Genomic DNA, 23,186 nt, shown 5'->3' on the forward strand with positions numbered 1-23,186 from the left:
GGCGCGTGTTCATTTCCATGAAATAGAAATCGCCCGTGCCGGTCATGATGAACTCGACCGTGCCCGCGCCGACGTAATTCACCGCGCGCGCCGCGGCCACCGCGGCCTCGCCCATTTCGCGCTTGATGTCCTGCGACAGGCCAGGCGCGGGCGCCTCTTCCAGCACCTTCTGGTGACGCCGCTGCACCGAGCAGTCGCGATCGAACAGATAGACCGCGCCGCCGAGACGGTCCGCGAACACCTGCACTTCCACGTGACGCGGGCGCGTCAGATACTTTTCGATCAGCACGCGATCGTTGCCGAAGCTGCTCGCCGCTTCCCGCTTGCAGGAGGCCAGCGCCGCGGCGAAATCCTCGCTGCGCTCGACCACGCGCATGCCCTTGCCGCCGCCGCCCGCGCTCGCCTTGAGCAGTACCGGATAGCCGATTGAATCGGCTTCGCGATGCAGCAGTGAGGCGTCCTGGTCGTCGCCGTGATAGCCGGGCACGAGCGGCACGGCGGCCGCGTGCATCAGCGCCTTCGCCGCTGCCTTCGAGCCCATTGCGGCGATCGCCTCGACCGGCGGTCCGATGAAGACAATGCCCGCCGCCTCGCAGGCATGCGCGAAATCTTCGTTCTCCGACAGAAAGCCGTAGCCCGGATGCACCGCCTGCGCGCCGGTCGCTTTCGCCGCCTCGATAATGCGCTCGACGCGCAGATAGCTTTCCGCCGCGGTCGAACCGCCGATATGCACGGCTTCATCGCAAGCCGCCACGTGTTTCGCGTTGGCGTCGGCATCCGAATAGACGGCCACGCTCGCGATGCCGAGCCGCTTGCAGGTCGCCGCCACGCGGCACGCAATCTCGCCCCGGTTGGCAATCAGGATCTTGTTGAACATGAGGTGTCTCGTGAAGTTGCCGTTCTACGTGGCTGTTGTATGACGCAATGTCGTGACGTGCTGAATGTGGTGTGCGATGCAAGCGTAACAATCGGGACACAGGGATCGTCAGTTACCCTGATCGTTTCGTGGCGCATCGTCGCCTCACATTCTGAACACGCCAAAGCGCGTATCTTCGATCGGCGCATTCATCGTTGCCGACAGCCCTAGACCCAGCACGTCACGTGTTTGCGCCGGATCGATCACGCCGTCGTCCCACAACCGTGCACTGGCGTAGTACGGGTGGCCCTGATGCTCGTATTGATCGCGGATCGGCTGCTTGAAGGCCTCTTCCTCTTCGGCACTCCATGCACCGCCCTTGCCTTCAATACCGTCGCGCTTGACCGTGGCCAGCACCGACGCCGCCTGCTCGCCGCCCATCACCGAAATGCGCGCGTTCGGCCACATCCACAGGAAGCGCGGCGAGTACGCGCGGCCGCACATGCCGTAATTGCCCGCGCCGAACGAGCCGCCGATGATCACCGTGAACTTCGGCACCTTCGCCGTGGCCACCGCCGTCACCATCTTCGCGCCATTGCGCGCGATACCTTCGTTCTCGTACTTGCGGCCCACCATGAAGCCGGTGATGTTCTGCAGGAACACGAGCGGAATCTTGCGCTGGCTGCACAACTCGATGAAGTGCGCGCCCTTGAGCGCCGACTCGGAAAACAGAATGCCGTTGTTCGCGATGATGCCGACCGGGTGCCCCCAGATATGCGCGAAACCGCACACGAGTGTGGTGCCGTAACGCGCCTTGAATTCGTCGAAAGCGGAATCGTCGACGATGCGTGCGATCACTTCGCGGATATCGAAGGGCTTGCGCGTATCCACAGGAATCACGCCGTACATGCTCTTCACGTCGTAGCGCGGCGGCTTGGGTTCCTGCAACGCAACCGGCACCTGCTTGCTGCGGTTCAGATTGCCGACGATGCTGCGCGCAATCCCCAACGCGTGCGCGTCGTTCTGCGCGAGATGATCGACCACGCCCGACAGTCGCGTATGCACGTCACCACCGCCGAGGTCTTCGGCGCTCACTACTTCGCCGGTGGCCGCTTTCACGAGCGGCGGACCACCGAGAAAAATCGTCCCCTGATTCTTGACGATGATCGACTCGTCGCTCATGGCCGGCACATAGGCACCGCCCGCGGTGCACGAGCCCATCACGACGGCGATCTGCGGAATGCCCGCGGCCGAGAGGTTCGCCTGGTTGTAGAAGATGCGGCCGAAGTGATCGCGATCGGGGAACACGTCGTCCTGATTCGGCAGGTTCGCCCCGCCCGAGTCGACCAGATAGACGCACGGCAAGTGATTTTCCGCAGCGATTTCCTGCGCGCGCACGTGCTTCTTCACCGTGATCGGATAGTAGGTGCCGCCCTTGACCGTGGCGTCGTTGCAGACTATTACGCACTCCTGCCCGGCGATCCGGCCAATGCCGGTGATCACGCCCGCGCCTGGCGCGTCGTTGTGATACATGCCGTAGGCCGCGAGTTGCGAGAACTCGAGGAACGGCGTGCCCGGATCGAGCAGATGCGCAATGCGGTCGCGCGGTAATAGCTTGCCACGGCCGGTGTGTTTGTCGCGCGCCGCCTGCCCGCCGCCTAGCGCGAGCTTCTCGACTTTCGCGCGCAGATCGGCAACCAGTTCTTCGAGTGCCGCGGCGTTGGCGCGGAAGTCGTCCGAGCGCGGGTTGAGCTTTGATTCAATAATCGCCATGACTCCGTCTCGCCGGAAGTTATTCAGTTCGTTTCAAGAATCGGTGCGGATCGCGACGTTGCCGCAAAGCGGCAACCGCTAACGGCAACTCGAGTTCTTGAACCTTGAATCAGCGTAACATTAATCTTTCCACTCGTACAGTTTTATAATGCGGGGATTATCCCTATAGGGCCTACCTCTTCACCGGCCTGCGGAGGTTTGCCGGTCCGGCCTGGCACCATTCATCCGATGCTGCCTGCAAACCGCTCCGCCAGCCGCTGCCGCTCGAACGCCTCGACGACAAAATCGACAAACGCCCGCGTTTTCGCCGGCAGCAGCGTGCGCGTCGAGTAGTAGATCGAAATAGCTCCGGCGTCCGCGTACCAGTGCGGCAGCAATCGCACGAGCTCGCCCCGCTCGATCCACGGCAGCACGTCCGACACCACCAGCAGCGCGACGCCCAGTCCGAGAACGGCGGCCTCGCGCATCGCCGCCGGGTCGTTGACCGTAATCGTCTCGCCAACGCGCGCCAGCATCTCGACGCCCGCCGCGTCGCGCATGGTCCGGTGGCGCACGCGGCCGCTGCGGCTCGATCGCATCACGATGCCGTCGAGTTGCGCGAGATCGCCGGGAGTAGCCGGGGGCACGCGCCCTGACATGTAAGCCGCGGACGCCACCGCGACGAGGTGCGCAGGCGCCAATGCGCGCGACACGACGCCCGGCGCGAGATCGAATCCGCCGCCCATGGCCGCGTCGTAGCCCTCGGCAATCAGGTCGACTTGCCGGCTTTCGAAGTGCCAGTCGGGACGAATCATCGGATAGCGCGCGAGGAACGCGGGCAGCAGCGGCATTACGTACGTCATGCCGAACGTTGGCGCCATGCTGACTTTCAGCACGCCGGCGGGCTCGCCACGACCGGTCGAGACGGTCGCGATCGCCGCCTGCAGCGCATCCAGATTGCCGCCGATTTCCGCGAGGAATCGCTCGCCGGCCTCGGTCAAGGTGAGCTTGCGCGTGGATCGCTGGAATAGCCGGACGCCCAGATTGCGTTCGAGCAGCGCGACGTTGCGGCTCACCGCGGCGGGCGTCAGCGCAAGGCGCCGCGCGGCTGCGGAGAAGCTGCCGGTTTCGGCGCTGCGTACGAACGATTCAAGATTAGCGAGCGTTTCCATGTAGGGACATTAAAGCATCGCTTGAAAATAATTCAAGCAATTACCCACTAATCAACCAGTAATTTCGGCCGCAATATTCGTTCACCTTTCACCACGATTTACAAGGGATTTCATCATGAGCACCATCGGTATCATCGGAGCCGGCGCGATCGGCTCGGCACTCGCGAAAGCGCTGGCCAGCAAGGGCATCGAAGCCATCATTGCGAACAGCCGCGGCCCGGCCTCGCTCGCCGGGTTCGTAGAGGAGCTCGGCCCCTCGATCAAGGCGGGGACACGCGAACAGGCGGCCGCGCAGGAGATCGTTTTCGTCGCCGTCAACTGGTCGCGGCTGCCGGAGGCGCTCGCCGAGTTGCCGGACTTCGGCGGCCGCATCGTGATCGATACGAATAACCCTATCGAGGCGCCGCTGTTCAAACCGGCCGAGCTGCACGGCCGCCTGTCGAGCGAAGTCGTCGCGGATCTCGTGCCGGGCGCGCGCGTCGTAAAGGCGTTCAACCACCTTCCAGCGCATTTCCTCTCCGACGATCCGCAAGCCGAAGGCGGCCGTCGCGTGCTGTTCTTCTCCGGGGACGATACACAGGCGAAAGCGGCCGTAAGCGGCCTGATCGATCAGCTTGGCTTCTTTGGCGCGGACCTGGGCTCGCTCGCAGCCGGGGGCCGGCTGGCTCAGATCCCCGGCGGCCCCGTGGCGATCCATAATTTCGTCAAGTTTGGATAACTAACCACATGAAGGGCACGCCATGCGATGCCTTTCACGGTTATTCCATCCGTTTGGACAGTCCAACTTCTCCGGCAAAGGGAGAGCGAGTGGGGTGGTCAGCGGATTGAGCAAATGAAACGGGCCGCAGCCTGGACGGCATGCGGCCCGGCTACGACCCGTTTGTCGCGAAGATGCTCAGACTTCTGGATGTCTGCAGAGGTCTTGAGATCAGTGCCCCCGCCAGAATCGCGACGCCGATCGTACTGTCGACGCGTCGCGATAAAGAAGCGGCAGTGACTTACTGACCCGCTACACGCCCCGAAACGGACGTGCCAATGGCTTCGCCGCCATAGCCCGACACGCCGGCTTGCGCCGTAGCGTTCTGCGCGGCGACTTTGGCTTCAGCAGCCTGGAGATTTTCCGGGTAGTGCAGCCAGTCACCGGGTTGGTAGCCGGCCTTTTCGACTGCCACCATGTCCGCGCGTACCTGCGCACGGGTCACGGGCTGGCTGGACTGCGCGAATGAGACGAGCGGCGTGCCGACCAACGAAGCGATAACAACTGCCTGCATGAAGCGTTTCATGATTTTTTAACCTCTGAAATTGTTGTTGGTGGCGCATCAAACATGCGTCTTGCCACGCGTGAGCGAAGTTTAAGAGGTAATTTTCCGAGGGAAAACCCCAGCGCCTTAAACTCACTGTTTCGCTTCAAGCAACAATCGAGGATCGAGCGGCGCCGATCATTTCCTCAGATGAAATGCGTCGGCCGCCGCAACCTACAGCCAGCGAGTCACCGCTTTCCGTGCGTATCCCTCATGGCAAGAATCGACCTGACGAGCGCGAGATATTCCGACACCATCAGCGGATTACTGCTCTTCATTCCCGCGGTGTACTCCATCTCGGCGCCAAACATGGACGGAACGGACATTAGCGCCAAGAACACGTAGTGGATCAGGATGGGGTTCCCCGGCGGCAGACACCCTTCCGTCTGCGCCGTGCGAATCTCGGGCAGCAGGCGTTCGAGCAGCGGCGCCAGCACATTCTCGGCGAGCCACGGCAAACGCGGATTTCCGGGCCACTTTTCACGCGCCAGAAATTGATGAAAAAGCGGGTGCTCAAGCGTAAATCTCAGGAAGCTGACGTACTCGCCCATCAGTCGGTCGAATACCTGTTCAGGCTTTGACGCTTCACTGTCAGCTTCCCACAGCCCCCGGATGGTGGAAAAGAGATCTTCTGCGACAGCTTGCCAAAGTTCGTCCTTGGTCCGGTAGTGATGCGTGACCGTGGTGTGTGGCAAATTCACTCGCGCAGCGATCTCTCTGATGCTTGCCGCAGTGAAGCCCTTTTCCGCGAACTCGGCAAGCGCGGCATCCAGGATGGCCCGGCGCGTATCGATCGATCGCTGCTGCTCCTTGCGCCGCCGCCCCTTCCCCGGCGACTTCTCACCGGACTCTTCCGCCACGGATGAATCGGGCGCGGCAAGGCCTGCCTCGGGGTTCTTCGGCCGGGCCGCGCGTTTCTTTTTTGGAACCGGGTGAGTCATGTCGTTCATTCAGCTTCCCTGATGCAATTTGAGCCTTCGCGCGTCGCGATCGGCTCACCCAATAAACAGTACGACTGTTCTTTATATATTTGTCAATTAGGAATTACGGTGACAATTTGCCGAAATTCTTCGCCTTCCTCGCGTTTATTAAACCGTACATGTGTACGTTATAACTTGACAAAGGTGTGACTCAGACCTACGCTTGCGCACAGTGTATCGCCTCATCGAAAGCGCTTTGCACCTGGATTGCCTCTCCGCCTCAACCCGACAGGATATCGACATGACTACCTTGACGTCCGCAGCTGTCCTCCGAGAACCGCACGGCTCATTCACCCTCGAGCAATTGGTCCTCGACGATCCACGCCCCGACGAAGTGCTTGTGAAAATAGTGGCTTGCGGAATCTGCCAGACCGATGCGCATTTCCGCGACCAGCTCATGCCCATCGAACTCCCCGCCGTCCTCGGCCATGAGGGCGCCGGTGTGGTCGAACGGGTCGGGAGCGCGGTGACGTCCGTGCAGCCTGGCGACCATGTCGTGCTCTCGTTCAATTCCTGTGGTCACTGCGCTGCCTGCGAAAACGATCACCCCGCGTATTGCGATCATCTGTTGTCGATGAACTTTTCGGGCGTTCGGGCCGACGGCACGCCCGGTCTGGCGGATACCCATGGGACACCGGTTCGCGGCCGCTTTTTTGGTCAATCTTCGTTCGCAACCTTTAGTCTTGCTAACGAAAACAATGTCGTAAAGGTTCCAAAGGATTTGCCACTCGCGATGCTGGCCCCCTTGGGTTGCGGTTTGCAGACAGGTGCAGCCGCAGTGCTTCACGCGCTCGACGTCCCGCCGGACGCCTCCATTGCGATCTTCGGTGTCGGCGCCGTCGGCCTTGCGGCGATCATGGCAAGCAGGATCGCGCGCGCCGCAACGATCGTCGCGATCGATGTCAACGCCGAACGCCTGCAACTCGCGCAGGAACTGGGCGCCACTCACACGATCAACGCCGGCGCATCCGATGTGGCGGCCACGCTCCGTGAGATTTCGCCGCGCGGCGTCGATTTTGTCCTCGACACCAGCGGCCGGAAGGAGAGCCTTGAAGCCGGCCTCTCCGCACTGGCGATCCTCGGGAAATTCGGCTTTGTGGCTTTCCATCCGGCTGCGGGTGCCGTGCTCGACGCATCCCGTCTGAGTGCCGGGCAGAGCCTTCAAGGGATCATTCAGGGAGACGCGACACCTCAGGAGTTCATCCCACGTATGCTCGATTTCTATCGCCAGGGGATGTTCCCCTTCGAAAAGCTGGTCCGCTTTTATGAGCCGAACGAGATCGGCGCGGCATTCGCCGACGCCGCGCGCGGGGCGACCATCAAGCCCGTCATCCGCTTCGAACACTAACGGGTCTTGCACGCTCACGCATGTCTGTTTTTGTTTATTTATATTAGTACTACGAATATGTTTCGAAACGCGTTAGCCACGAGTAACACGACTAATACGACACTCATCAGGAGCTGAAATTGTTCACCCCACCCTCTCTCGAGCAAAACAAAGCCATTGCGGCACAGATTGACCACACCCGTACCTACGGCCATCTCATCGGCAACGAATGGGTACAGGGCGACAGCGGCAAACTGATCGAGCTGCGCAATCCTGCTACACGGTCGATCGTCGGAAAAATTCAGGCTGGCAACGCTGCTGATGTCGACCGGGCGGTTCGCGCCGCGCGAGATGCCTTTCCCGCCTGGTCGCGCACCGAGCCCCTCGAACGGCAGCGAATACTGCTTGAAATAGCGGCCAGACTCCGCAAGCGCCACGCCGAATTCGCGGTCATGGAATCGCTGAACAACGGCAAGACGATTATCGAGGGCTTTCTCGACGTCCAGAACGCGATAGAACAATTCGAGTTCTATGCCGGCCATACCCATCTCAGAGGCGAGGTTCTCGACTTCCCCCATTCCCTCGCGCTGTCCCACCGCGAACCCATCGGGGTCGTCGCGCAGATCATTCCGTGGAACGTCGCGCTGCTGATGGCTGCACTCAAGCTGGCTCCGGCACTGGCAGCAGGCTGCACCGTCGTGCTGAAGCCCGCCGAGACCGTCTGCCTCCCGGTTATGGCGCTCGCTGAAGAACTGATGGACATCCTGCCGAAAGGCGTCGTCAACGTAGTCACCGGCTATGGGGGCGACGTGGGAGAGCGTCTCGTCACGCATCCGGACGTGCGCAAGGTTTCCTTTACCGGGTCCCGCGCCACCGCCCAGAAAATCATCGGGTATGCGAGCCACTCGATCATTCCGCAGACCATGGAGCTCGGCGGCAAATCGCCCAACATCATCTGCGAAGACGCCGATCTGGACGCGGCCGCCGAGTCGGTGGTGATGTCGACGGTCATCAACAAGGGTGAGGTTTGCCTCGCCGGCAGCCGTGTGTTCGTCCATCGCCGTGTGCGCGATGAGTTGCTGGACAAAGTCACGTCGCTGCTGGGCCGTATCCGTTTCGGCGACCCATTGGACCCCGCCACGCAGATTGGCGCGGTGTCGTCGGAAGTGCAGTTCGATCGCGTCATGAGCTACATCGCCGCAGGCAAACGCGAAGGCGCGCAGCTTGCCGTTGGCGGCGAACGCGCGAATGTGTCGGGTCTTGCCGATGGACTCTTTATTCAGCCGACCCTGTTCACGGGCGTGCAGCGAGACATGACCATTTTCCGCGAAGAGATTTTCGGACCGGTCACCTCGGTAATCGATTGGGACGATGAGACCGACATGATCGAATCGGCCAACGACAGCATCTACGGTCTCGCGGGAGGCGTATGGACACGCGATCTCACCCGGGCGCATCGGATCGCGCGCTCGCTTGAAACCGGCACCGTGTGGGTCAACCGCTACTACAACACACGGCCCGGCATGCCGCTCGGCGGCAGTAAGCAGAGCGGGTTCGGCCGCGAAAACAGCCATGAAACGCTCGCGCACTACACGCAGTTGAAGAGCGTGGTCGTCAACCTCGAGGAAGGCCCGATTGGCCTGTTCGCGCCGCCACGCGTTTCCGCGTAACTCAACGGCTGTGACCCAATGGTGGTGGCCCAACGGCAAGCAGCATGCCCAAACGCCTCGATCACACGAGGCGCGGGCAGCATTAACAGATGAGATATTGAAATGGCAAACAAGCTACGAATTGCAATTGTCGGCGGTGGTATCGGTGGCCTCGCCACCGCCGCGGCCTTGCGGGATGCCGGGCATGACCTGTTCATCTACGAACAGGCCGACCAGTTCCGTGAAATTGGCGCGGGCGTCACGCTTCACCCTAACGCGACGCGCCTGCTCGACAAGCTGGGCTTCGGCGACGCGCTGCGAAAAATTGGCTCACCCACTGCGGGCGTCAGGTTAATGGGCGCAACGGGCGAGCCGATCGAAACCGGTGCTCCGCGCGGCGGCGTTCCGCTTTCGGATGCGGGACAGGGGTATAACGTCCACCGTGCCGAATTCCTCGACATCCTCTCCAGTGCGCTCCCCTCGTCGCGCGTCCGACTCGGCCATCGCTGCGCGGATCTGATTCAGGACAGGAGAGGCATCACCCTCACCTTCGAGAACGGCGCACACGCTACCTGCGACCTGGTCATCGGCGCCGACGGCATTCGGTCCGTGGTGCGTCAGCGGCTCGGCCTGGATGCGCCGGCTACCAGCGAGGGTGTCATGGCCTATCGAGGCATGGTGCCCGTCGGCAAGCTCCCATGGGCGAAGGATGCGCAAGGCCTGTACCTGTGGATGGGCGCGGGACGCAGTTTCCTGTGCTACCCGGTATCAGCCGGCGCCTACATCAATATGGTGGCCTTTGTGCCGACCGATCGCGACTCCGCGGAATCCTGGTCTGCGCTGGGCGACCTGTCCGCGCTCGCCGCCGAATATCGAGGCTGGGACGAGCGAGTTGGACAGACTATTGCCGCGCTCGATGAGACCTATGTGTGGGGCATTTACGATCGCCCGTCACTGCCGCGCTGGACGGTTGGAAACGCAACCTTGATCGGCGACGCCGCTCATCCGATGGTCCCCCATCTCGGTCAAGGCGCCGGCCAGTCTATTGAGGATGCCTATACGCTCGGCATTCTTCTCAAAGGCGCCTCCACCGACAACCTGGCCGACCGCCTGGCCCGCTATGAACGTCTCCGGCGCGACCGCACGGCGCTCGTTCAGAGTGTGGCGCGGCAAGCGGGCCAGTTCTATCGCACCGACTTCCACGATCCGGCGCAACGCGATGCAACGATGGCGGCGTGGACGAAAGAGGTCCGCTGGATACTGGAACATGACGCCGATGCAGCGGCTTTGTCCGAGGTAGAAGGCAGCCGCGCCTAGTTCATTACCGCAGTCGATACGAAGCTCGATCGATATCCACAATAAATAAATATTTGGAGACTATTTAGGATGATTAAGCATTATCGCAACTATCGTGGCATTCTCGCAAGCACGCTGCTCGGAAGCGTCGGATTGACCGCTCACGCACAAAGCAACGTGACGCTTTACGGCATTGTCGACGCTGGCATTCTCTATACGAGCAAGTCGGTCAACCCCGCCACCGGACAGAACGCCGGCCATCAGCTCTCACTGGTGACCGGCGGCCTGACGCCGTCACTGTTCGGCTTGAAAGGCACCGAAGATCTCGGTGGCGGGATGAAAGCGATCTTCACGCTCGAAAGCGGCATCGACACGACCAACGGCGGCTTGACCGATTCGAACGGCAATCTGTTCGGCCGGCAGGCGTGGGTTGGGATAGCGGGCAACTTCGGCACCGTCAAGGCGGGTGTTCAACTGTCCCCGTTCGTGCTCTCGCTGATCGCAACGGACCCGCGCAGCGCGTCGTACTTTGGCAGCGGCGTGCCGATCTACACCGGCAGTGTGTTCGTCACCGGCGCGTTCAACTCAAATTCGATTTCGTATGTGAGCCCGACGATCGCCGGCTTGCAGGGCAGCGCGCTGCTCGCGTTAGGCGGCGTCGCCGGGAATTTTCAGGCCGGGCGCCAGTATTCGGCCAGCCTGAACTACACGTACGGACCGCTGCTGATCAGCGCTGCGATGTATAGCGGCAATGCAGGCGGCACGGCCTCGACAACGCCCATTCCAAGCACCGTTGCGTTCTCCGGCCGAACCATCGGAGGCAGCTATCAGTTCGATCGGATCATCGTCAAGGCCGTCTTCGTCAATTACAAAATCGCCGGCTCGTTCGACAATCGCGTCTACGGTGGCGGATTGAGCTATCAGGTCACGCCCGACACCAATATCGATACCGGTGTCTGGTATACGAGCGACGGCAACGATACAAACAACCATTCGATCCTGGCCGCCACCGGCGTCATCTACAGTCTCTCGAAAGCCACCTTGCTCTACGGCCAGTTCGGGTACGTCGACAATCACGGGAAGATGAACACCGGCGTCTCGACGAACGGTGCGCTCTTCGGTGCCTCCGGATCGACCTTCGGCACCGCCGTCGGCATTCGCCACCTGTTCTGACGTCAGGTTCGAGTGCGAATCAACGGCGCCGGGGCTTCTCGCGAAGTCTCGGCGTCCAGCCCGCTTGCCGTGAATATCAAACCGCGATAGTGGCGATCGCGAATCGCGCCTTGCTAATCGCGGCATCTCTCGTATCGGGACCGAACGCGAGTCCCTCCGCACGCACCACCGTCACGTCATGCAGACCGAGGAACGAGAACACCGTTAGCAAATAGCTTTCATGATGCTCATGCGCGGCCGTCGGCGTTCCAGGCTGATAGACATTGCCGCGTGTAGAGGCAATGATGACTTTCTTGGCGGATGGAAGAAATGTCTGGAGTTCGCCGGACTCGCTATACTCAAACGTCTGCCCCTCCACCACAATGCGATCGATCCAGGCCTTCAACTGCGACGGCACCGAGAAGTTATACATCGGCGCGCCAATAACGATAATATCGGCCACGAACAGTTCGGCGAGGTACTCCTCGCCGGTCTCGAGATCGCAACTGAGCGCCGCCCCTTCGACCGTCCCACCGGTCCACGCATCAACGTGCGCATGGGACAGATGCAACGCGGGGTCGGCCGCAAGATCTCGATAGACGACCTCGATTCCAGGGTGCAGCGCTTTCTGACACTTGACGATTTCCGCGGTTAGCGTGCGGCTGACCGACTGGGCACCGGAAATACTGGAATCGATGTGCAACAGCTTCATTTCGCGGACCTCGGGTAGCGAGTTGCCTCACGTCGACGCATGAGACATCTTGCCGGACGCCAATGCGGGGGGACACTTCGGCAATGTCGCATGGTTGCAATGCACCTGAATACCCATTATTTTTCGATCATATCCATCGCTTCTGACGATAGATGAGGAGACCCCGATGCTGGACGGCGTATCGTTGGATCAGTTAAGAACATTTATCTCCGCAGCCGACGAAGGCAGCTTCTCAGGCGCGGCCAGGAAGCTCCGCCGGGCGCAGTCCATGGTCAGCGAACTGGTCGCCAACCTCGAAGGCCAAATCGGGGTAACCCTATTCGATCGAAGCGGCCGATATCCGATGCTGACGGCCGAGGGCAGGATTCTGCTGGCTGATGCGCGCAGCATCATTGCCGGCGTCGACTGGATGAAGGCCCGCGCGAAAGGCATGTCTTCGGGTCTGGAGCCCGAACTGGCGGTGGTGCTGGACGTGTTCTTCCCGATTAACGCAATCATCGAGGCGGCCAAGGAGTTCCGTGAACGCTTCCCTTCGGTGCCGTTGCGCCTCTACGCGGAGGCACTCGGTGGCGCCTTTCAGCCGGTAATCGACGGTCGTGCCGCGCTCGGCATTGTCGGCTCCTTGCCGTTCGTGCCACCCGGCTTCACCGCCGAGCGGCTAACGGAAGTCGCTTTCATGATGGTCGCCGCGAGCAATCACCCATTGGCGAAAATCAAAGGCCCCGTTCCAAAGGACGAATTGGCGCGCCATACCCAACTCGTCCTGACCGACCGCTCCAATCTCTCGGCTGACCGCGAGTATGGCGTGATGTCCGGCCTAACATGGCGGCTGGCGGATCTGTTTGCCAAGCACGCCTTTCTGCTGCATGGCCTCGGATGGGGCGGCATGCCGGTGCACGCCATCAAGGACGACATTGCCGCCGGCCGGCTCGTTGAACTCCAGATTGAAGACGTGCCGCCCGGTGGCCTGATTCTGCCGATGTCGGCCGTGTACCCCTTAGCCACGCCTCCCGGCCCCGCAGGACGCTGGTTAATCGAGCGGCTGCGCACTTGCGCGGCGGAGGCGGCTGAATTGGGGACGACGGCCTCTCCGGGCGGCTAAGGCAACGCGTTACGGCGAGTGGCGCACCATCAGGCGGTGCGGAGAATCATCTGCGCAGCCTTCGCGCCGATCATGTGGCTGGCCGCGCTGGTCGGCCCCGTGACGATACTCGGCATGATCGAGGAATCGCAGACGCGCAGTCCCCCCACGCCATGAACGCGCAACTGCGGATCGACCACCGCCATGTCGTCGACACCCATTTTGCAGGTGCCGACCGGGTGGCCGAAACTGATCGTGGCATTGCGGGCAAAGTCACGTAGCGCGGCTTTGTCGAGCGGGCGGCCGGGGATCGCCTCCGCTTCGCGCACCCCATCGAACCCTTGCTGCTGCCCAAGCTCCCTGCACAGTTCGATGCAACGCGCTGTTGCCTCCAGATCCTGCTCTGTCGCGAGGAAACCGGCGTCGAGCTTGCCCGCCTGCCGCCAATCGGCGCTGGTAAGCCGGTAGCGGCCACGGCTCGCCGGACGCACGAGTGCGGGTGAGATGACAAAGCCGTTCTTCGGCGGAGGGCCGTATGCCGCGCGTATTTCCGGCGTCACGACCGACACCTGTTGAAGCACCATCATCACATCGGGGCGGCTAACAGCGGAATCGCTGCGAACGAGCGCGGCGGCCTCCACGGCGTTGCTGTTCATCGAACGTGGCGGAAACTCGCCTTTGCATTGCAAGGTGACGCCGAAAAGTAATGGATGATCCTGGAAGTTATGTCCGACGCCTTTCAGATCGACGACCGGGGCAATCCCCAGCCGGCGCGAATCGTTCGCGGCGCCGATTCCGGACTGAAGCAGCAGCTTGGCGCTCGCGATGCCGCCGGCGGTCACGATGACCTCGCGCCGCGCCGCAATGTGACGCAAGCCATTGGCGTCGTGCAGGGAGATGCCTGTACAGCGACTCCCCTTGAAGAGCAACCGGACTGCATCAGTGTTGAGCAGGAGCGTGATATTCGGCCGCCCCAGCGCGGGACGCAGAAACGCACGCGCTGCGCTTGCACGGCTTCCGTCGCGATTGATGCTCATGTTCGAGTAGCCCGCGCCTTCGCGCATCGGACCGTTCATATCGTCGAGAATGGGAACGTCCATCTGACGGGCAGCGTCGATAAAGGCCGACGCAGTCGGATGAGGCGCATGCGTCGTGCAGATATGCAACGGGCCACCCGCCCCGCGCCACTGATTGGCGCCGCCTTCCCAGTCCTCGAGTTCCTTGAAGACGGGCAGCACGTCGGAAAAGCTCCAGCCTTCACAGCCTTGCTGGGCCCAGTCGTCATAGTCTTGCGCGACGCCACGCACCCAGAGCATCGCATTGATGCTGGTGCCGCCGCCGAGCACGTGAACCATGGCTAACGGCACGGCGCGATTGTTCACGTGCGGCGACGGCGCCGCACGGAACTTCCAGTCGAGCGGACCGCCGATGTTGGTGAACCACAGACCCGGCGTTCTCACCTGTGGAAGGTCGTCAGAACCGCCGGATTCAACCAGCAGCACTTCAGCACCCGCTTCGGCGAGGCGCGCGGCCACGATACAGCCCGCGGCGCCCGCCCCCACGACCACATAGTCGTAACTGTCCTTGACGGCCTGCCGGTTCGCAAGCTGAGTCTGCCCGGCAGCCAGCGCCTGCTCCACCGGTCCGGAGCCGAGCAGCGCTGCCATACCCGTTGCGGCGCTCAGCTTCAGAAAAGCACGGCGATCGAGCGTGCCGCGCGACATACGGTCCAGCAGTTGTTGTGCCGCTTCGGCACTTGCCTTAATCACTCTCGCGTCTCCACCATTTCTCTTTCTTTGTGCTTTGGCTAGCGCTCAAAGCTGTCCGGCCGAAGCCTCGCGTTAGAACGGGTACTGAACCTGCGTGCTGCGCGAGTTGATCCAGATGACGTCGCTAAAATCGGCGAGACTGTCCGGGCCCGTTCGACCCCAGCCGCTGTCGCGAACACCACCCATCGGCGCGTGAATTTCGTCGTTCACGGTCGGCGCGTTGACGTTCACGATGCCTGTCTGGATTTTGGGCGCGAGCTCGAAGGCCTTGTACGTATCGCCCGCGAGAATCGACGCGCTCAGTCCATACGCCGTTCGATTCGCGGCGCGAACGGCCTCCTCCGGCGTGTCCACCGGTTCGACCCACACCACCGGTCCAAACGTTTCTTCCTGGGCGATGGTGGCATCCAGAGGCACGCCGGTGAGGATGGTCGGTTGATAGATCTGGCCTTCGTAGGTGCCGCCGGTTCTGAGAACAGCGCCCTTGGCGACAGCCTCCTCAACGCGATCATGGACGAGTTTCACGGCAGCGGACGTGACGAGCGGGCCGATGATCGTGCCCGGGTTTTCCGGATCGCCGGAAGGCAGCGTCTTCGTGCGAGCAATGAACTTCTCGAGGAACTGCTCGTAGACTTTTCGCTGCACGATGATGTGCCGCGTGTTCAGGCAGATCTGCCCCTGATGGAAGAACGAGCCGAAAGTCGCGCTGCGCACCGCGTAGTCGACGTCGACGTCGTCGAGGACGATCATCGGGTTGTAGCCACCCAGTTCGAGGACGGTGCGCTTCAACGCGCGCCCGGCACGTTCGGCCAAGAGGCGCGCCGTCTTGACGCCGCCAATCAGGTTGATCACGCGCACGTCGGGGCTTTCGAAGAATTCGTCGGCAATTTCGCTCGCGGCGCCGGGCGCATGTGTCACCACGTTGATCACACCTTTCGGGAAACCGGCTTCCTCGGCAATTTCGGCGAGCATCAGCCCAGCCGAAACCGGCGCAAGCTCCGACGGTTTGACCACAACGGTATTGCCCGCACCGATCGGCGAGATGACCGCGCGCCAGGAGAGGATGTTTGCGCCGTTCCACGGCGTGAAGCTGGCGACAACACCCAGCGGGCGCCGAACGCCGATCGAGTGCGAACCCGGCTGGTTGCTTTCCAGCACCTGCCCGCGCGGCAGATACATCCACCCTGCCGCCTGCTCCAGCGTCGCCGCGACCAGATCCTGCTGGAAGTTCGCGAAAGAGATCGTGCTGCCGGTTTCCCGCGCGAGCAGCTGGGCGATCTCGCCTCGACGGCGTTTGATCAACTCCGCCGCGCGCAGGAACAAGCGTGCGCGCTCCGCGGGCGTCGTTTCCGACCAGGCCGGAAAGGCTTTCGCGGCCGCCTCGACAGCCTTGCGCGCCTCGTTGCGCCCCCCTGCCGGAACACGTGCGAAAACTTTGCCGCTGTACGGCTCCAACACATCGAAGGTGCGCGACCCGTCGGCGTCATGCCACGAGCCGTCTGCGAAGTACTTGTAGGTTTTGATTTCAGCCATTGTCGTCAATTCTGTGGAGTTCGAAAAAAGCGCAGCCGGAACCTGCCGCGCAGCTGCACGAATGGATGCCTAGTAACGGGTGTCGCGCCCGGCCTTCAGCCATGGGTAGCGGGCCGTATCGGCGCCGGCGTAGTCAGGATCCAGATACACGTGACACCGCTGAATCCGGAAATTGCGGATTTCGAACACATCGCACCACCGGCCCGCGAACGTCGTGCCCGCGCGCCACTCGCTGCCGTCTTTCAACTTTCCGCTCGACAGGCCCTCGACCACGACCATGTCGCCCTGCTGGATAAAGTTGGCGTGGGCGATGTCGTGCGAGACACCGGCGAGAATGCCCATCAGATCACCCAAAAGCTGCTCGATCTCATGCTTGCCGCGCGCAATGCCCCATTTGGGGAAGTACACCTCGGCGTTGTCGTCCAACAGATCGAAGATGCTTTCGCCTCTGTCCATGCGTTTGAAGTACTCGAGCGCGATTGCCTTGCGCTGCTCGTCCGTCATCGTTTTGATTTCCATCGTCTCTTCCCTAATGCAATCCTCTACCGCCTTGATATGCATTGCTAATCACATAAAAAACTCCTGACACGGAAAGCTCATGCAGAAGCACCCGCGCCTGGAAACATGACGGCAATGTCGCACAGTTCCATCGCATCCGAATAGCCAGAACTTTGCGATGGGACTTATCGACCCCGCAGATAGATGGTGCAAAGCGTTCTGCCAAGCACGACTGGCTCAATTCAGATTTTCACTTTGCACTACCTGGGGAAAATGCCAAGTCATAAAACCTTAACGATCGGAAAGTTTAGAATTATTCTTGCCTCACTATTCGACACGGTGCGATGACCTCGCATCCCAGAAACGGAGGAGCCGAGAGATGAAGCGATCGATATTCGCAGTGGCATTGCTTGGAAGTGTGCCTGCCATCAGCTACGCGCAAAGCAGCGTGACGCTGTACGGCATCGTGGATGCAAGCATTCTGTACACGAGCAAGACACCCAACTCATCCGGCCAGAATGCCGGCAAAACGATCGCTCTCGCCGATGCGGGTCTGTCGCCTTCGTTGTTCGGCATCTCTGGAACAGAAGACCTCGGCGGCGGCCTGAAGACTCTGTTCAAGATCGAAAGCGGATTCAATGTCGCCAATGGCGGCATTAACGATTCGAATGGGAATTTCTTTGGCCGTCAGGCATGGGTCGCGCTGGACGGAAATTTCGGGGAGGTCAAGGCGGGTTTGCAATTCTCGCCATTCGTCAACTCGATATGGGAGTCCGACGCACGTGAATTTGCGAATTTCGGCGACATACAGAGCATCTATGGCGGCAGTGTCTTTCTGACAGGCGTTCATAACTCGAATGCCATTTCCTATACCAGCCCCAAGATCGCGCAGCTTCAGGGCAGCGTCATGCTCGCGCTGGGCGGTGAAGCCGGCAACTTCCAGGCGGGTCGTCAGTATGCGGCGAGCCTCAAATACGACAATGGCTCATTAATGGTCAACGCGGCCTTTTACGACGGCAATAGCGGCGGCACCGTCAACACGCCGATTCCCAGCACCCAGGCATTCATTGGCCGCACGCTGGGCGCGTTATACCGATTCGGCACGCTGGCCGTCAAAGCCGTGTTCGTCAACTTCCACGTGGCTGGAGCGGCCAACAACTATGTCTATGGCGGTGGCATCGACTACTTCGTATTGCCGCAACTGAACGTCAATGGCGCGGCCTGGTTCACCAGCGATCACAACCACACCGCCAATCACTCTCTGCTGACGGCGCTAGGCGTCGAGTACTTCCTGTCGAAGCGAACGACGCTTTACACGCAGGTCGGCGCAGTGAGCAACCATGGCGCTGCGAATACCGGTTTGTCCGTGTCCTATACCGGCATATTCTTCGGCGTGCCGGGAACGACGACGGTTGGCGCGGACGTCGGGATAAGGCACGCGTTCTAGGCCTCGCATGGCCGTCGGGCGCCGGAATGTATCGCGCTCGACGATTGGTTGCATCGAAAAATACAGGCTTCCCTGCGCACCTGCCAACTCTTACCCTTGTCCAATATAGGCAAACTTCAGGAATGCGCAGACGCCATGACACTCGAAACTATTCAATCATCCGCTTCGACGTTACGTTCGGAGTATCCGGTGGAACCTACCACAGCGACGGGAACGGAAGCCCGGTCGCCTTCACGCCGTGCCGCCAGAACGATCGTCTCCCGGACGGCGGGCAGGCCGCACGGCCCCGTCAACCGTCTGTTCAGTCCCGGGGATCTCGGCGGACTGCTTAAGCCCTTTGTGTTCCTCGACCATTTCGATATCGCGGCACAATCCACATCGCGATTCCCGATGCATCCGCATTCAGGCATCGCGACGACGACCATTCTGCTGGAGGGCGAAGTCCGGTATGAAGATACCACCGGTGCATCCGGCGTCCTTTCGGCGGGGAGTGTCGAGTGGATGAACGCCGGCGGTGGTGTCTGGCACGACGGCTATCCCGAAGGACGCACGCGCGTGCGGGGCTACCAGTTGTGGACGGCATTGCCGCGTGAACTGGAACTGGCTGAGCCGGTCAGCCAGTATCTGTCCGTGGACAAGATTCCGCAGACGGGCCCGGTCCGGGTGATACTAGGTCGTTACGAAGGTGCACAGAGCCCGGTATTGGCGCCTCGAGGCCTCAACTACCTGCACGTGCGGCTTTCGGCCGGCGAGCGCTGGCAATACACACCGCCGGCCGGTCATGCGGTGGCGTGGGTCAGTGTCCAGCGTGGCGCGCTATACACAGGCAGCGATCGGATTCGTGCCGAGGTTGCGGTCTTCAACCAATCCGAAGATGTCCTCGAGTTCACGGTGAACGAAGACACGGAATTTGTTCTCGGCTCCGCGGTTCCGCATCCACACGATCTGGTGATGGGCTACTACTCCGTGCACACGTCGAGGGAGGCACTGCAGACAGGCGAAGCTGGGATCGTCAAGATCGGCGAGCAACTCCGCCGTTCCGGCCGCATCCGCTAATGTCTTCTCCACTAATGTCGGCAATCTCTCAAGCGAAGCACAGTATGCAAAACGTTGTCCAGGCACATGGTGCCGCTATTCCCACCATAGGTTACGGCACCTATGGAATGAACTCGCAGGAAGTGCACCGGGTTCTCCCGGCTGCGCTTCGTGCCGGGTTCCGTCATATCGACACCGCGCAGGTCTACGGCAACGAGGCCGAAGTCGGCGACTGTGTCGCCGCGTCCGGCATCCCCCGGGCGGAAGTGTTCATCACGACCAAGGTGTGGGTGAGCAACTATCATCCCCGCCACTTCGGCGCTTCCGTCGACGAGAGCCTCCACAAACTCAAGACCGACTATATCGATCTCCTGCTGCTTCACTGGCCCGGTTCCGATATTCCGCTACCCGAACAAATCGGCGCATTGAACGCGTCGGTCAAAGCCGGCAAGGTGCGACACATTGGCGTCAGCAATTACAACCGGGAGCTCATGGACGATGCCATCCGGCTGTCGGATATTCCTATCGTGACCAACCAGTTCGAGTACCACCCGTATCTGAACCAGTCGCTGCTGATCGAAAGCACACGCGAGGCGGGACTCGCGGTCACCGGCTATTGCGGCATGGCGGTCGGCAACGTTCTTTCGGACCCGGTTCTGAAAGAGATGGCGGCCCGCTACGGGAAAACCATCGCGCAGATCGTTCTACGCTGGCTCGTCCAACAGGATGGTGTGGTGGCGCTGTCCAGAACCTCGAAGATCGAGCGCTTGCCTGAGAACCTCGCCGTGTTCGACTTCGAACTGCAGGACGAGGACATGGCGGCAATTCATGCGCGCGCCAGACCCAACAGCAGAATCGTCAATCCGCCAGGACTTTCTCCACAGTGGGACAGCACGGAACCCTGATTGCCGCATTCGTGAATCCGCCGGTGCGAGCCGGCGGTTCACCGCCAGTCGCACCGACTGGCAGCCGCCCACCGGTTAAAAACCTTCCAGCACCGTCTTGCCGATCGCCCTGCCCGTCTCGACCCGTTCGTGAGCCTTGCGGAGATTTTCCGCGTTGATGGGACCGCTCACGTGCGTGAGCGTCGTTTTCAGCACGCCGGCATCAACTAGCGTCGACACCTCGCTTAGCAGTCGATGTTGCGCATCCATATCCGCTGTCTGAAACAAGGACCGCGTGAACATCATTTCCCACGAGATTGTGATGCTCTTTTCCTTGAATGGCGCGATGCTCTCATCGAAATTGTCGATCAGCACAATATGGCCTTGTGGATTCATCGCACGGGCGATGTCAGGCACGCTCCCGCGCGTTGAAGTGATGGCCGCGACGTAGTCGACGCCATCGAAGCCGGCGGCCTTGATGGCTTCGCTAATGGGCTTGCTGTGATCGGCAACGTGCGGAGCGCCGAGCTGGCGAGCCCACGCCGCCGTTTCGGGACGGGACGCCGTGGCGATGACGGTCAGCCCGGTCAGGCGCGTTGCCAGTTGAATCGTCATGGATCCAACGCCACCGGCTCCGTTCAGCACGAGCAGCGTACCGCCCTGCATTCGGGAGCCCGCCTGGGTGCCATAGCGCAGCTTCAGGCGGTCGAAGAGCATCTCCCACGCCGTAATGGACGTGAGCGGCAAGGCTGCGGCTTCGGCAAACGATAATGAACGAGGCTTGGGCCCGACGATCCGCTCATCGACGAGATGAAGCGCCGAGTTGGTCCCGGGCCGGTCCATCGCGCCCGCATAGAAGACCTCGTCACCCGGTTTGAAAAGGGTAACCTCGCTGCCGACCGCTTCGACAATGCCTGACGCGTCGTAGCCCAATACCTTGTAATCCTCGCCCTCGGCGGGACTTTCCCAGCGACGGCGCTTCACGTCGACAGGATTCACCGATACCGCCTTCACCGCCACGCGGAGATCGCGCGGACCCGGTTCCGGCGTGGGGAGTTCGATATCGGTCAACACCTCCAGACCGCCCTTTACTCGATATCCAACGGCTTTCATAACGTTCTCCGAACCCACTTTCCATCCATCAATATGCAATCCTGAGCACGCTCAGATCATTCCGTTCAGTCGATCAAGCGCTTCGGCAGGCAGGACGAGCTCTGCCGCCGCCAGGTTTTCTCGCAGATGTTTGACCGATGAAGTACCGGGGATCAGCAGAATGTTCGGGGAGCGATTCAGCAGCCACGCGAGCGCCACCTGCATCGGGGTGGCGTCCAGAGATTGCGCGACCTCCGACAGCGTCGAAGACTGCAAGGGGGAGAACCCACCCAGCGGGAAGAACGGCACATAGGGTATGCCGCGATCCGCAAGCGTATCGATTAGCTGATCATCGTCCCGTTGTACGAGATTGAACATATTCTGCACGCAGACGACCGGCGCGATCGACAGCGCCTCCTCGATCTGCGCCGCGGTGACATTGCTGACACCCAGATGCCGGATCAGGCCCTGCCGCTGCAACTCGGCAAGCACCGTGAAGGGCTCGGCGATCGAACCCTCCACCGGATGCCGGTTGTCACCCATCGCGCGCAGATTGACGACATCGAGAACATCGACACCGAGGTTGCGCAAATTGTCGTGCACAGCTTGTGTGATGTCGGCCTGGCTCTGGGCCGGGTTCCACGATCCGTCGGGCCCGCGCACGGCGCCGACCTTCGTCACGATCGTGAGGTCGTCCCGATAGGGATGCAGTGCCTCGCGAATGATGAGATTCGTGACATGCGGGCCGTAGAAGTCGCTGGTGTCGATATGGTTCACACCGCTCGCCACTGCCTCGCGCAGCACGGCAATCGCGGCATTCCGATCCTTCGGAGGCCCAAACACGCCTGGCCCGGCGAGTTGCATCGCCCCATAGCCCATGCGGTTGACAAAACGGTCGCCGAGCGCGACCGTACCTGGGGTATTTGCAGCGGTCATTCCTGAACTCCAATCTTGCACGGGTGCCGCAGCCGACCACGAGCGCACCTTACCGCGCAAACATCAGCGCGGCTTCGCGCCCCATGCGCCCGCCCGTTCCCGTGATGACGCACGCTTTTCCCGCGGGCCTGTTCGACCCGGCGAATCCGCGCACGGTGAATCTCCGCTTCGGGACAGCGATGTTGAAGCAGTAAAACGATCCGGACGAGACGATTCCCCCACCCTTGCAGGCAAGCGCTCGCCTCGACGGATCCGTCTTCTTAGCTCGCCAAAGACGCGGTACGCGAGGCCGTCCGCCCAGCGCGCGCGTCGAGGCTGAACGCACCGGCACCAAAGTAGGCGATCTGCAGCAGGCCACCAGCCATCATCACGTTCTTCAGGAAGTGAATCATCTGGTTCTGATCGGCGAAATTGTGGTGGAAGAAAGCGGCGGTCACGAGACAGAACACCGCCATCGCCAACGCCACGTGGCGTGCGCGATAGCCCGACAGCAACAGCAAGCCACCACCCAGCTCAACGGCCACAGCGGCGAGGAACGCAAGCGGCGGTACCGGCAAACCCATCGCGGCGATATAGCCGACCGTGGCGGCGTAGGCGCCGAGCTTGCCCAGCCCGCTCATGACGAACGGTGCACCGATCATGACACGACCCAACAGCGGAAGAAACTTGTAACGATCCATGATTACCTCCAGAAATTTAACTACGAAGGTGGAC

Annotated in this window: 21 protein-coding genes; 9 read left to right on the forward strand and 12 right to left on the reverse strand. The window is 61.4% G+C overall.

Annotated elements, in window-relative coordinates:
* The 3 genes from A6V37_RS23795 to A6V37_RS23805 all read right to left on the reverse strand — a co-directional run.
* Positions 1-877, reverse strand: an 877-nt coding sequence (locus A6V37_RS23795) for an ATP-binding protein (RefSeq protein ID WP_131799834.1), incomplete at its 3' end; no start/stop codon positions are given.
* A 144-nt stretch (positions 878-1,021) separates the two neighbouring features.
* The gene (locus tag A6V37_RS23800; protein WP_064266506.1) at positions 1,022-2,629 is read right to left on the reverse strand and encodes a carboxyl transferase domain-containing protein; all 1,608 of its coding nucleotides are present in this window, start codon (positions 2,627-2,629) and stop codon (positions 1,022-1,024) included.
* Positions 2,630-2,850: 221 nt separating this feature from the next.
* Entirely contained in the window at positions 2,851-3,780 is a 930-nt protein-coding gene (locus A6V37_RS23805) for a LysR family transcriptional regulator (RefSeq protein ID WP_064266505.1), read from the reverse strand.
* Positions 3,781-3,895: 115 nt separating this feature from the next.
* On the opposite strand from A6V37_RS23805, the gene A6V37_RS23810 reads away from it, so the two are divergent.
* Positions 3,896-4,498 carry an NADPH-dependent F420 reductase gene (locus tag A6V37_RS23810; protein WP_064266504.1) on the forward strand — a complete coding sequence of 201 codons (603 nt, stop codon included), beginning with the start codon at positions 3,896-3,898 and terminating at the stop codon, positions 4,496-4,498.
* Positions 4,499-4,778: 280 nt separating this feature from the next.
* Here A6V37_RS23810 and A6V37_RS23815 read toward each other — a convergent pair whose 3' ends face one another.
* Together A6V37_RS23815 and A6V37_RS23820 are read right to left on the reverse strand one after the other, a co-directional pair.
* Positions 4,779-5,063: a DUF4148 domain-containing protein gene (locus A6V37_RS23815; protein ID WP_064266503.1), complete on the reverse strand. Its 285-nt coding sequence runs from the start codon at positions 5,061-5,063 to the stop codon at positions 4,779-4,781.
* Between the two features lie 206 nt (positions 5,064-5,269).
* On the reverse strand, positions 5,270-6,031 hold the full coding sequence (locus A6V37_RS23820; protein ID WP_064286407.1) for a TetR/AcrR family transcriptional regulator: 762 nt from the start codon (positions 6,029-6,031) through the stop codon (positions 5,270-5,272).
* Positions 6,032-6,302: 271 nt separating this feature from the next.
* On the opposite strand from A6V37_RS23820, the gene A6V37_RS23825 reads away from it, so the two are divergent.
* From A6V37_RS23825 to A6V37_RS23840, 4 genes are all read left to right on the forward strand, one after another.
* Positions 6,303-7,409 (forward strand): NAD(P)-dependent alcohol dehydrogenase, encoded by a 1,107-nt coding sequence (locus A6V37_RS23825; RefSeq protein WP_064266501.1) that lies wholly within the window; start codon positions 6,303-6,305, stop codon positions 7,407-7,409.
* Positions 7,410-7,528: 119 nt separating this feature from the next.
* Entirely contained in the window at positions 7,529-9,058 is a 1,530-nt protein-coding gene (locus A6V37_RS23830) for an aldehyde dehydrogenase family protein (protein ID WP_207547592.1), read from the forward strand.
* A 102-nt stretch (positions 9,059-9,160) separates the two neighbouring features.
* The gene (locus A6V37_RS23835; protein WP_064266500.1) at positions 9,161-10,354 is read left to right on the forward strand and encodes an FAD-dependent monooxygenase; all 1,194 of its coding nucleotides are present in this window, start codon (positions 9,161-9,163) and stop codon (positions 10,352-10,354) included.
* Between the two features lie 69 nt (positions 10,355-10,423).
* On the forward strand, positions 10,424-11,506 hold the full coding sequence (locus A6V37_RS23840) for a porin (protein ID WP_082902636.1): 1,083 nt from the start codon (positions 10,424-10,426) through the stop codon (positions 11,504-11,506).
* Between the two features lie 76 nt (positions 11,507-11,582).
* Here A6V37_RS23840 and A6V37_RS23845 read toward each other — a convergent pair whose 3' ends face one another.
* On the reverse strand, positions 11,583-12,197 hold the full coding sequence (locus A6V37_RS23845) for an FMN-dependent NADH-azoreductase (RefSeq protein WP_064266499.1): 615 nt from the start codon (positions 12,195-12,197) through the stop codon (positions 11,583-11,585).
* A 166-nt stretch (positions 12,198-12,363) separates the two neighbouring features.
* Here A6V37_RS23845 and A6V37_RS23850 point away from each other — a divergent pair, with 166 nt between their 5' ends.
* Positions 12,364-13,299: a LysR family transcriptional regulator gene (locus A6V37_RS23850; protein ID WP_064266498.1), complete on the forward strand. Its 936-nt coding sequence runs from the start codon at positions 12,364-12,366 to the stop codon at positions 13,297-13,299.
* Positions 13,300-13,328: 29 nt separating this feature from the next.
* On the opposite strand, the gene A6V37_RS23855 is transcribed toward A6V37_RS23850, so the two are convergent.
* The 3 genes from A6V37_RS23855 to A6V37_RS23865 form a co-directional block, all read right to left on the reverse strand.
* Positions 13,329-15,047, reverse strand: coding sequence for a GMC family oxidoreductase (locus A6V37_RS23855; protein WP_082904868.1), 1,719 nt, complete (start codon positions 15,045-15,047; stop codon positions 13,329-13,331).
* 72 nt (positions 15,048-15,119) lie between these two features.
* On the reverse strand, positions 15,120-16,580 hold the full coding sequence (locus tag A6V37_RS23860; protein ID WP_064266497.1) for an aldehyde dehydrogenase family protein: 1,461 nt from the start codon (positions 16,578-16,580) through the stop codon (positions 15,120-15,122).
* A 69-nt stretch (positions 16,581-16,649) separates the two neighbouring features.
* Positions 16,650-17,099, reverse strand: a complete 450-nt coding sequence (locus A6V37_RS23865; RefSeq protein WP_064266496.1) for a nuclear transport factor 2 family protein — start codon at positions 17,097-17,099, stop codon at positions 16,650-16,652.
* 358 nt (positions 17,100-17,457) lie between these two features.
* Here A6V37_RS23865 and A6V37_RS23870 point away from each other — a divergent pair, with 358 nt between their 5' ends.
* The 3 genes from A6V37_RS23870 to A6V37_RS23880 all read left to right on the forward strand — a co-directional run bounded on the left by A6V37_RS23870 (position 17,458) and on the right by A6V37_RS23880 (position 20,465).
* Positions 17,458-18,525: a porin gene (locus A6V37_RS23870; RefSeq protein ID WP_064266495.1), complete on the forward strand. Its 1,068-nt coding sequence runs from the start codon at positions 17,458-17,460 to the stop codon at positions 18,523-18,525.
* 135 nt (positions 18,526-18,660) lie between these two features.
* A complete protein-coding gene (locus tag A6V37_RS23875; RefSeq protein WP_082902634.1) occupies positions 18,661-19,581 on the forward strand; it encodes a pirin family protein in 921 nt (306 codons plus the stop codon).
* A gap of 44 nt (positions 19,582-19,625) precedes the next feature.
* The gene (locus A6V37_RS23880; protein ID WP_064266494.1) at positions 19,626-20,465 is read left to right on the forward strand and encodes an aldo/keto reductase; all 840 of its coding nucleotides are present in this window, start codon (positions 19,626-19,628) and stop codon (positions 20,463-20,465) included.
* 75 nt (positions 20,466-20,540) lie between these two features.
* On the opposite strand, the gene A6V37_RS23885 is transcribed toward A6V37_RS23880, so the two are convergent.
* From A6V37_RS23885 to A6V37_RS23895, 3 genes are all read right to left on the reverse strand, one after another.
* Positions 20,541-21,557, reverse strand: coding sequence for a zinc-binding alcohol dehydrogenase family protein (locus A6V37_RS23885; protein ID WP_064266493.1), 1,017 nt, complete (start codon positions 21,555-21,557; stop codon positions 20,541-20,543).
* 51 nt (positions 21,558-21,608) lie between these two features.
* The gene (locus A6V37_RS23890) at positions 21,609-22,472 is read right to left on the reverse strand and encodes an aldo/keto reductase family oxidoreductase (protein ID WP_064266492.1); all 864 of its coding nucleotides are present in this window, start codon (positions 22,470-22,472) and stop codon (positions 21,609-21,611) included.
* A gap of 260 nt (positions 22,473-22,732) precedes the next feature.
* The gene (locus tag A6V37_RS23895; RefSeq protein WP_064266491.1) at positions 22,733-23,152 is read right to left on the reverse strand and encodes a DoxX family protein; all 420 of its coding nucleotides are present in this window, start codon (positions 23,150-23,152) and stop codon (positions 22,733-22,735) included.
* Positions 23,153-23,186 lie beyond the last annotated feature (34 nt).

Source organism: Paraburkholderia ginsengiterrae, assembly GCF_001645125.1.
GTDB lineage: Bacteria > Pseudomonadota > Gammaproteobacteria > Burkholderiales > Burkholderiaceae > Paraburkholderia > Paraburkholderia ginsengiterrae.